10 protein-coding genes are annotated in these 9,668 nt (G+C 46.1%); 8 read left to right on the top strand and 2 right to left on the bottom strand.

From position 1 onward, the window contains the following. The 5 genes from Q366_RS20910 to Q366_RS20365 all read left to right on the top strand — a co-directional run. A partial coding sequence (locus tag Q366_RS20910) for a group II intron maturase-specific domain-containing protein (RefSeq protein ID WP_281175491.1) occupies window positions 1-405 on the top strand: 405 nt, incomplete at its 5' end. Between the two features lie 126 nt (window positions 406-531). Next, window positions 532-1,935 carry an ATP-binding protein gene (locus Q366_RS12185; protein WP_342668595.1) on the top strand — a complete coding sequence of 468 codons (1,404 nt, stop codon included), beginning with the start codon at window positions 532-534 and terminating at the stop codon, window positions 1,933-1,935. Window position 1,936: 1 nt separating this feature from the next. Beyond that, complete coding sequence (locus tag Q366_RS12180; protein ID WP_035239249.1) at window positions 1,937-2,317, top strand: response regulator; 381 nt, start codon at window positions 1,937-1,939, stop codon at window positions 2,315-2,317. Window positions 2,318-2,344: 27 nt separating this feature from the next. Continuing rightward, window positions 2,345-2,758, top strand: a complete 414-nt coding sequence (locus Q366_RS12175) for a circadian clock KaiB family protein (protein ID WP_084691810.1) — start codon at window positions 2,345-2,347, stop codon at window positions 2,756-2,758. Between the two features lie 64 nt (window positions 2,759-2,822). Further along, window positions 2,823-6,128 carry a PAS domain-containing hybrid sensor histidine kinase/response regulator gene (locus Q366_RS20365; RefSeq protein ID WP_051958019.1) on the top strand — a complete coding sequence of 1,102 codons (3,306 nt, stop codon included), beginning with the start codon at window positions 2,823-2,825 and terminating at the stop codon, window positions 6,126-6,128. Window positions 6,129-6,210: 82 nt separating this feature from the next. Here Q366_RS20365 and Q366_RS12165 read toward each other — a convergent pair whose 3' ends face one another. Next, window positions 6,211-6,501: a hypothetical protein gene (locus Q366_RS12165; protein WP_035239246.1), complete on the bottom strand. Its 291-nt coding sequence runs from the start codon at window positions 6,499-6,501 to the stop codon at window positions 6,211-6,213. A 152-nt stretch (window positions 6,502-6,653) separates the two neighbouring features. On the opposite strand from Q366_RS12165, the gene Q366_RS12160 reads away from it, so the two are divergent. The 3 genes from Q366_RS12160 (at window position 6,654) to ald (ending at window position 8,371) form a co-directional block, all read left to right on the top strand. Further along, on the top strand, window positions 6,654-6,872 hold the full coding sequence (locus Q366_RS12160) for a type II toxin-antitoxin system HicB family antitoxin (protein ID WP_035239244.1): 219 nt from the start codon (window positions 6,654-6,656) through the stop codon (window positions 6,870-6,872). Next, window positions 6,869-7,048 carry a type II toxin-antitoxin system HicA family toxin gene (locus tag Q366_RS12155; protein WP_035239241.1) on the top strand — a complete coding sequence of 60 codons (180 nt, stop codon included), beginning with the start codon at window positions 6,869-6,871 and terminating at the stop codon, window positions 7,046-7,048. The genes Q366_RS12160 and Q366_RS12155 overlap by 4 nt, the downstream gene beginning before the upstream one ends. 207 nt (window positions 7,049-7,255) lie before the next feature. Beyond that, on the top strand, window positions 7,256-8,371 hold the full coding sequence (ald, locus tag Q366_RS12150; RefSeq protein ID WP_035239238.1) for an alanine dehydrogenase: 1,116 nt from the start codon (window positions 7,256-7,258) through the stop codon (window positions 8,369-8,371). Window positions 8,372-8,594: 223 nt separating this feature from the next. Here ald and Q366_RS12145 read toward each other — a convergent pair whose 3' ends face one another. Next, window positions 8,595-9,590, bottom strand: a complete 996-nt coding sequence (locus Q366_RS12145; RefSeq protein ID WP_035239237.1) for an NAD(P)H-quinone oxidoreductase — start codon at window positions 9,588-9,590, stop codon at window positions 8,595-8,597. Window positions 9,591-9,668: the final 78 nt, after the last annotated feature.

Genomic DNA, 9,668 nt, shown 5'->3' with positions numbered 1-9,668 from the left:
CTGACAAGTTTTGATTTTCTGGGTTATACTTTTCGTGCTCGAAGATCAAAGAACCGATGGGGAAAATTTTTCATTAACTTTTCTCCTGCCATCAGCAATAAAGCAGCAACAGCAATTCGACAAACCTCACGAAAGTGGAATTGGCCCAGGCGCAGTGACAAGAACCTGGAAGATTTAGCCCAGATGTTCAATCCCGTCATTCAAGGCTGGATTAACTATTATGGCAGGTTTTATAAATCTGCACTGTACCCGGCCTTAAGGTGTCTGGATCGCCGGTTGGTGATTTGGGCAACAAGGAAATACAAAAGTTTTAGAGGACATCGCCGAAAGGCAAGTCAATGGCTGGAACGAATTGCACGAAGACAGCCAAATTTGTTTGCCCATTGGAGATTGCTCTATGCATAGGCTGGTCAATAGGAGCCGGATGAGCGGAGACGTTCACGTCCGGTTCTGTGAGAGCCTGAGGGGGAGGTTCCCTCGGGCTACTCGACATCCCATGAAAAAGCGGCTTCCTCGGCCAATCTTGCGTCAATTATTTGTGATAGCACCGATGGCATACTTGTCGTTGACCCTCAAGGGACAGTTTTGTTTTTGAATCCGGCAGCTGAAAAGATACTTCAACGAAAAAAAAATGTCATACTTGGCACCCAATTGGGCCTTCCGACACAAGACATCGGGCGCGTAGAAATCGATATGTTGGTGCCAAATGGTGATACAGTGCCTGTGGAATTATGGGCAAACAACACGGTATGGGAAGACAAGCCCGCTATCCGTGTTTCGGTTCGAGATTTATCCCTGCAGCGGTCCGCTGAAAATGCCTTACGAAGAAGCCAGGAATTTCTGAATGAAACAGCGCGAATTGCTATGATAGGCGGTTGGGAATTAGATGTCAGAACGAATGCCATTCGCTGGACTGATATGACCAGACACATACATGGAGTATCCGAAGAATACATGCCGAACCTTAAAGATTCAATAAACTTTTTCCCACCTGCAAACAGATCCACTGTCGAAAATGACATCAACCGTGCGGTTGAATTGGGTATTTCCTTTGATAAAGAATTTCCACTCATTACAGCATCAAATCAAAAGGCGTGGGTAAGATTTATTGGGAAAGCGGATTTCAGAAAAAAAAAGTGCGTTCGGATTCATGGGATATATCAGGATATAACAGAAAGAAAAATTGCTGACGATCAATTTAAGCTCTCTCAAATAAAGCTTATGCAAGCTGAAAAAATGAGCAGCATCGGGACTCTTGCAGCGGGAATCGCCCACGAACTGAACAATCCGCTAATGGGCATTTTAAATTATGTCCAATATGCGCTAAAGAAACTTGATTCCGAAAATAAACTATATGAGGTTATGAAAAACGCTGAAACGGCAACAAAAGATTGTATCAGCCTGGTTCGTAACCTTCTTACCTTTTCCCATCAAGATACCGGAGAAAAAGATAAAAAAGAGCGTGTTTTTTTCCCAGAAGCCGTTGGACGTGTTCTGGAGTTACTTGACTACCGTATTGTCAAGACAGGAGTTACATTGATTAAAGATTTTGACGAAAAAAATGCAGTGATAAAAATGAGTTCGCCAAAACTACAGCAAATTCTAATGAATTTGTTGTCTAACGCGATTGATGCAGTTGAGACATGTGATAAAAAAGAGATTCGATTATCATTTGAAATAAAAAACGATCATGCTTTCATCATTATTGAAGACAGTGGACCTGGTATCAACGCGGACCATATTGAAAGGATATTCGACCCATTCTTTTCGACCAAGGAGGTTGGAAAAGGCACTGGATTAGGACTTTCGATTTCGTTTGGGATCATAAAAGAATATAATGGCGAAATTGTCTGCAGGAGTAAAGTGAATGAGGGTACAAGCTTTACAATAACCATTCCTCACGAAGATCTCAAATCCAAAGAAAACGGAGCGTAAAATGGGAAAACATATTATTATCATTGACGATGATGAGCATATCCGAAATGCATTTTCACTATCTTTGGAAGATACAGATATCATTGTCGATAAAGCGGAATCAGGTGCGCTGGGTTTAGAATTAGTTCAAAAAACTCATTATGACCTTGTCTATCTTGATCTAAAAATGCCGGGGATGAGCGGGATTGAAACGCTCAAAGCGATAAGAAAACTAAACCCCTCTCTTCCAGTTTATATAATAACCGCTTTTCATTTGGAATTTATGGATGACCTGAAAGAGGTTCAGAGGCAAGGGTGTGATTTCGAATTGCTTAGCAAACCTATTGAAATCGACGAAATCAAGTATATCACATACAGTATTCTTCAGATATCTGATAAATAATGCTTCTATCTTCTGGGAGATTTCATAATGAAACATGATATTTCAATTATTTTCGATGAGTTAAAAAATATCTGTGAAGATGGTATTAAATTTCAGATATTAAAAAAGCCAATTGAAAAAGCGGATTTGCTATCGGTTGCAGAAGATACATTGACAGCAAAATCGACAATCAGGAATTCAACGCTAGGATTAAAGCTATATATAGCTGGTAAAACGAAAAAAAGCGAAAGAATTATCAACAATTTAAATGACACCTTTCAGGATGAATGGGCAGGAGAATATTCGCTGGAAGTGTTTGATGTGTTAGAGTCTCCGGATGTCGCGGTACGCGATCAAATTATTGTCACCCCAACATTATGTAGAATTTCGCCGGAACCTGAAAAAAGGATCATCGGAGATTTAAGTGTGAAACGAATTGTACTCCAGGCCCTGGGCATTTAATGCGCAGACCAAACTAACTGGCCGAAACCGACATGGGTAAAGGGGTGGAAACAGAGAGAAGAACATGAGCAACCAAAAGTCAAATCATGACAGATCAAGTCAATTCGAATGGCCTTTGAACAAACGCCTGGGACCTGATAGCGGATCAAACGAATTTTACGAACCCTATTATGGAGATGTAACTGAATTAAACACCTGCAGGTTGATTCTGGATTCTGTTGGGAAAGAAACGCTTCAGAAAATAGCAGAAGATGCGATTAACCTATTGGAGACCTCCGTCGCGGTTTATGAATCAAATGGGGATTATGCGTTTGGCATGTTTTCTTCGAGATGGTGCCGGCTCATGGATACGGCGTCCCGCAAACTTTGCAAAACCGACGATAACCGCAGCGCCTTAAACAGCGGCTGCTGGCTCTGTCATGAAAACTGTTGGAACGATTCAGCAAAAGCCGCCATGGAATTGGGGCGCAGTACGGATATTCAATGCGTGGGAGGCATCAACCTGTATGCGGAACCGATTTACGCTGGTGGGAAGGTTGTGGGAGTGATCAATATAGGGTATGGAACACCTCCTGCTGACCCAGAACGCTTAAAAGAACTGGCAGAGACTTTTGATGTTGACCTTACACAACTGAAAAAACAGGCAAATGCTTATGACCAACGGCCTCAATTTATCGTGGATCTGGCCAAACAACGACTTCATATCTCTGCAAGCCTTATTGGTGAGATGGTTGAAAAATCAATGCTGCACAAGGAATTGCAGAAAAATAAAAAATTACTGGAAGCCACTGGCCGCATGGCACGTGTAGGCGGTTGGGAAGTTGATGCAAAAACATCCGAAGTCACATGGACCGATGAGACCCTGCGTATCCACGAAGTTCCGATGGATTATAAGCCGACATTAGACAAGGTGTTCGACTTTTTTCACCCCCAGGACCGGCCGGAACTGTTAAAAGCCTTTCAATGTGCCCTTGATGGAGGCCAATTTTATGATATGGAGATGCGGTTCATTACCGCAAAAGGAAATCATCGCTGGACGCGGACCAGATGCGAGGCGGAAGTAGCAGAGGGAAAAGTGATAAAACTGAAAGGAACTTTTCAAGATATTACGGAACGTAAGATTGCCCAAAGAGCGCTCATCGAAAGTGAGGAACGGTTTCGCCAGTTGATCGAGCGCATGAGCAGCGGCGTAGCGGTTTACGAGGTCACGAAAAACGGCGAGGATTTTATATTCAAGGATTTCAACCAGGCCGCCGAAAAGATAGACCAGATTTCCAGGACCGAACTGATCGAAAAACGAGTTGCCGACGTATTCCCAAGTATTGCTGAATTCGGCCTGTTCGATGTGCTCAAGCGTGTTTGGCGGACAGGTGAACCGCTACATTACCCCAGTGCCTTTTACAAAGATGGACGGATAGAAGGATGGCGTGAAAATTTTGTATACAAGCTTCCATCGGGTAAAATCGTTTCTATTTATAACGATGTGACCGATCGTAAACATGCTGAAAATGCATTGAGTAAAAGTGAATCATTCTTAAAATCCCTTTTAAATTCAATTCCGATTCCAGTTTTTTACATAGATACCGATGGGCGCTACCTTGGTTTCAATCAACCGTTTCAGACATTTTGGGGAATAGACGAAACCGAACTGATCGGAAAAACAGGATTCCACATCAACCCTCCGGATCTGGCCGCAATTCATCATGCAAAAGACCAGGAACTGTTAACCGCCGGCGGACACCAACATTACGAGTCTTCGGTGCAGAATGCTTCAGGTGAGAGACGGGATGTTATTTTTTATAAGGCGGTTTTTCATGGGTCCGATGGAATGGTTGGTGGGCTGATCGGAGCCATACTGGATATCACAGACCGGCGTCGGACAGAGAAGGAGCTGATTAAACAAAAGGAACGACTTTCGTCTTTGGTGGGCAGCCTGATCGATGCGATTGTTGTACTGGACCGGAATGGCAAAATCAAATTCGTCAATAAGGCGGCATGTGAGTTCTTTGGTAAAAAAGAGAATGATCTTTTAGATATTGCGTTCGGTTTTCCAGTTAAATTAGGTACCATTTTTGAAATAGAAACGACTTTCGGCAGAGGAAAAACCCGTTTTGCAGAAGCGAAAGCAACTGAGATTGATTGGGATGGAGAGTCATCCTACCTGCTATCGCTTCGTGACATTACCGAAAAAAAACACGCCATGGAAGAACGGGGAAAAATGAACAAGCAGCTTCAGCAGACCCAAAAACTCGAAGCGATCGGCAACCTTGCCGGCGGTATTGCCCACGATTTTAACAATATCCTCTCTTCCATCATTGGTTTTGCCCAACTGGCACTTTATCAAGTTGAAAAAAACACAGTATTTGAAGATGATCTCCAGGAAATACTTATTGCTGGCAACCGTGCCAAAGATCTCGTTAAACAAATTCTAACGTTTGCAAGAAAGTCAGAAGAAGAAACCACGCCGGTGCAGCCAAGCATCATTACAAAAGAGGTTTTAAAATTCATCCGTTCTTCTCTACCGACGTCAATTGACATACGGCAAACGATTACCAGTAATTCTTTCATCATGGGAAACCCAACCCAGATCCATCAGATACTGATGAACTTATGCACCAATGCAGCGCATGCCATGGAGGATCATGGCGGCTTGCTTGAGGTCTGCATTGAAGACATCTGTGCTCATTCGGGTCTGCAAAAAGAAACCATTGATTTGAAACCAGGAGATTATATTCAGATACGGGTGTCAGATACAGGGACAGGCATTCCTGATGAAATTATCAATTCTATTTTCGATCCCTATTTTACCACAAAGAGCCTTGGCGAGGGAACCGGGCTGGGTCTTTCTGTCGTACACGGCATTGTTGAAGCCTATGGCGGGAAGATAACGGTTGCCAGCAGGCTTGGCAAGGGGGCAACGTTCACAATATATCTGCCGATTACAAAAAAGCGTCAATTGAATCATGTTTACACGCCTGAGGACCTGCCAACCGGGTCTGAGAAAATTCTTTATGTTGATGATGAAGCCCCCATTGCTAAAATGGGAAAAAGAAAGCTTGATCAACTGGGTTATTCTGTTGTGGCACGGAGCAGCAGCATTGAAGCGCTTGAGCTATTCAGGGCCAAGCCGAACGATTTCGATCTGGTTATCACTGACATGACAATGCCAAACATGACGGGTGATGTACTTGCTTCAGAGCTTATTGGCATTAGGCCGGATATTCCTGTAATCTTGTGTACCGGTTTTAGTAAAAAGATTTCTGATAAATCCCTGGCAGCAATCGGTATCAAAGCCTTTATGAACAAACCCTTTCTGAAGGCTGATCTGGCAAAAACGGTCCGAAAAGTGCTCGACGAGGCCAAAGATTAAATTTACACATGATTATCCGATGCAAAAATTTAATTAACATGGGTAACCCCCCGGCTTTGCCGGGGCGTAGGGATACTTTGTATCAACAGTAGGGCGAGATGAAGGAGTTGCAAGGACCTACATCAAGCGGCAAGGGGAAGCAGATAGCCGTTTTGAGCAAGATAGCGTATTGCTCTGTTGTGGCAATTGTGCTTCTGGTCTGAGATAACATCCAGTCTTTGTAATTTTTGTTAAGAATCCCCCTGTTCCGGCAGAAGTGCATCACCTCGGAGGCAGACATCAGTGGAAGAATAAAACTTTTGAAAACAATACGGTCAAACCCTGTTATCACATCCTTGACCAAATCCGAAAACCTGTCTATAAAATTTTTCATAAGCAGTTCCTTTTTGTATTTTAAAAATATTTAATCTACCATTATTATACATGAGAAATTGCTTAGCTCATATCACCGTTTATTAGGTTGCGGGCATAGCCCGCCTTAGGCATATGTATTTATATGATTGAACTTTACGACAGGAGGTTATAATGAAAGCAGAATTCACAGCAATAATTGAAGCAGCGCTTGAAGGTGGGTTCTGGGCTATTTGTCCTGAGGTTCCTGGTGCCAATGGTCAGGGAGAAACAATAGAGGATGCAAAGAATAATCTACGTGAGGCCATAGAGTTTTTGTTAGAGGATCGAAGGGATGATATTCTTAGAGGACTTCCAGATGATGTTATTCAAGATAAAGTGATGGTTGGATGAAGCGAAGGGATCTCGAAAAAAAATTAAGAATTGCCGGATGTTATTTGAAACGAGAAGGTGCTTCACATTCACTTTGGATTAATCCGAAAAACGGTGTAATTGAGACTATCCCACGCCATAACGAAATTAAAGAAGCCTTGGCAAAAAAGATTTTAAAGAATCTCAATGCAGAATAATTCCTGAAAAAATACAAATCCTGACCATCTGTATCATCAGCGCCTATAAGATAACACCGCGACTGAGATCCGTGCGAATGTTGCTCTGTAAAGCCGATGGGCGTGTGCCAGTCAAAAAAAACTTAACCCGGGCGTATTTTTCAGCGGCCCACTTACATTGAGTTCTAAAGAGTTTGGGATTCAAACCGCATGCATAAGGGAGGAAACATGATCATAGGAATACCCAGGGAGATCAAGGCGGAGGAGAACCGGGTGTGCATGACGCCGGCGGGAGTGGAGGTAATGGTTAAGAACGGGCATGAGGTACTGGTGGAAAAAAGCGCCGGGGCGGGCAGCGGCTTCACCGACGACGCCTACACCCGGTCCGGGGCCAAAATAGTCGATACGCCCAAACAAATTTACGCTGGGGCTGACATGGTCATGCACGTTAAAGAACCCTTGCCGCCGGAGTACGACCTGATCCGGGAAGGGCAGATCGTTTTCACCTACCTGCACCTGGCAGCTGACGAACCCCAGACCCGGGCATTGATCAAGAGCAAGGCCGTATGTATCGCTTATGAAACCATTCAGAAAGCCGACGGCAGCCTGCCGCTGTTGACTCCCATGAGTGAGGTGGCCGGACGCATGGCCATTCAGGAAGGCGCCAAGTTTTTGGAGATGGCCCAGGGCGGCCGCGGCATTCTTCTGGGCGGGGTGCCCGGGGTGGAGCCGGCCACGGTGGTGGTGATCGGCGGCGGCGTGGTCGGGTTCAATGCGGCCAAGATGGCCTGCGGCCTGGGGGCCAAGGTCTACCTTCTGGATATGAACCTGGACCGGTTGCGCTACCTGAGCGATGTAATGCCGGCCAACTGCTTCACCCTGATGTCCAGTCCGGCAACGATTCGCACGCTGGTCAAAAAAGCTGATGTGGTGATCGGGGCGGTGCTGATTCCCGGAGCCAAGGCACCCAGGCTGGTGACCCGCGACATGCTCAAGACCATGAAAAAAGGCTCGGTGCTGGTGGACGTGGCCATTGACCAGGGAGGCTGCTTTGAAACCTCCAAGGCCACCACCCATGGCGATCCCACCTTTGTGATCGACGGCGTGGTGCACTACTGCGTGGCCAACATGCCCGGAGCTGTGGCCAAGACCTCGACACTGGCCCTGACCAACGCCACATTGCCGTATGCGCTGCAGATCGCCAACCAGGGGTGGAAAGGGGCTATGCAGGCCAACGAGGAGATCAAACTTGGCGCCAACGTCATCAACGGCAAGGTGACCTACAAGGCCGTGGCCGAGGCCTTTGGACTGGTCTATACGCCCGTCGGCAAATTGCTGAATTGAGTTGGCAACCCAACGCTCAATGGGAAACGCCCCCAGCAATTATAAATATAACCCGTACACAATTGTGTACGGGTCCACTAGGAACTTCTTTGCCAGGGAAGGTAACGGTAAGCGGTAGGGTGGGCACGCTTTTTGTGCCCACCGGTTGTCCATAAACTTGAACCCATCTGATTTATCGTTCAGGTTTATCGTTCAGGTTTATCGTTCAGGCACAAGATAACGGTCATACCTCGAGAATAATCTTACCGACATGCGTTGCGCTTTCCATAAGCCGATGGGCCTCTGCAGCCTGCTCCAGGGGAAATGTTTTGTGGACAGCCGGTTTGATTTTTCCCGCCTCAATCAGCGGCCAGACCTTCTCCCTGAGCTGTGCCGCAATTTCAGATTTCGAGGCATCCGAACGGCTGCGCAGGGTGGAGCCCGTGTAAAGGAGCCGTTTCAGCATGATGGGCATCAGATTGATCTCGACTTTGGAGCCCTTGTTGAATGCAATCTGAACGATGCGTGCATCCGGTGCCGACACCTTGATATTGCGGGCAATGTAGTCTCCTCCGACAATATCGAGAATGACATTGGCGCCCTTGGCTTCATTTCTGACAATTTCAACAAAATCTTCCTTGTTGTAGTCAATAACCCGATCGGCACCGAAACCTTTACAGGCTTCACATCGTTCTGCAGGGCTGTCAGTGGCATAAACCGTTGAGCCGAAGGCTTTTCCAAGCATGATGGCCGTTGAGCCGATACCGCCGGAACCGCCGTGGACAAGAAAGGTTTCCCCTTCTTTGAGTCCGGCCCCCATGAATATATTGCTCCAAACCGTGAAGAACGTCTCGGGAATTCCCGCGGCTTCCACCAAACTCAAGCCTTTTGGAATCGGCAGGCAATGGGACGCCACAACGGCACAATACTCGGCATAACCGCCGCCGTTGGTCAGGGCACAGACTTGGTCTCCCACAGACCAATCGTTGACATCGCTGCCGACGGCAACAATGGTTCCTGCAATCTCCAGACCCAGAAGGTCCGACGCGCCCTTTGGCGGCGGATAAAGCCCTTTACGCTGAACCATATCGGGCCCGTTTATACCGGTGGCCGCCACCTTGATCAGCACCTCTCCCGGTTTCGGCTGGGGCAGAGGCCTGGTTCCCACAGAAAGGGCCTCGGGGCCGCCTGGTTCGGTAATTTCAATCACTTTCATCTGTTCCGGTAATGTGGATGTCATCGCTGATTTCCTCCATCGTAAATGATTATAAATTTAGGTCCATTAAATATCGTCAGGGTTCTTGTAAAAGTTACTGGG

It is taken from the genome of Desulfobacter vibrioformis DSM 8776, from assembly GCF_000745975.1.
Taxonomy (GTDB): Bacteria; Desulfobacterota; Desulfobacteria; order Desulfobacterales; family Desulfobacteraceae; genus Desulfobacter; species Desulfobacter vibrioformis.
The sequence above is the reverse complement of the archived record's forward strand: the minus strand, read 5'-3'. Positions and strand labels throughout refer to the sequence as shown.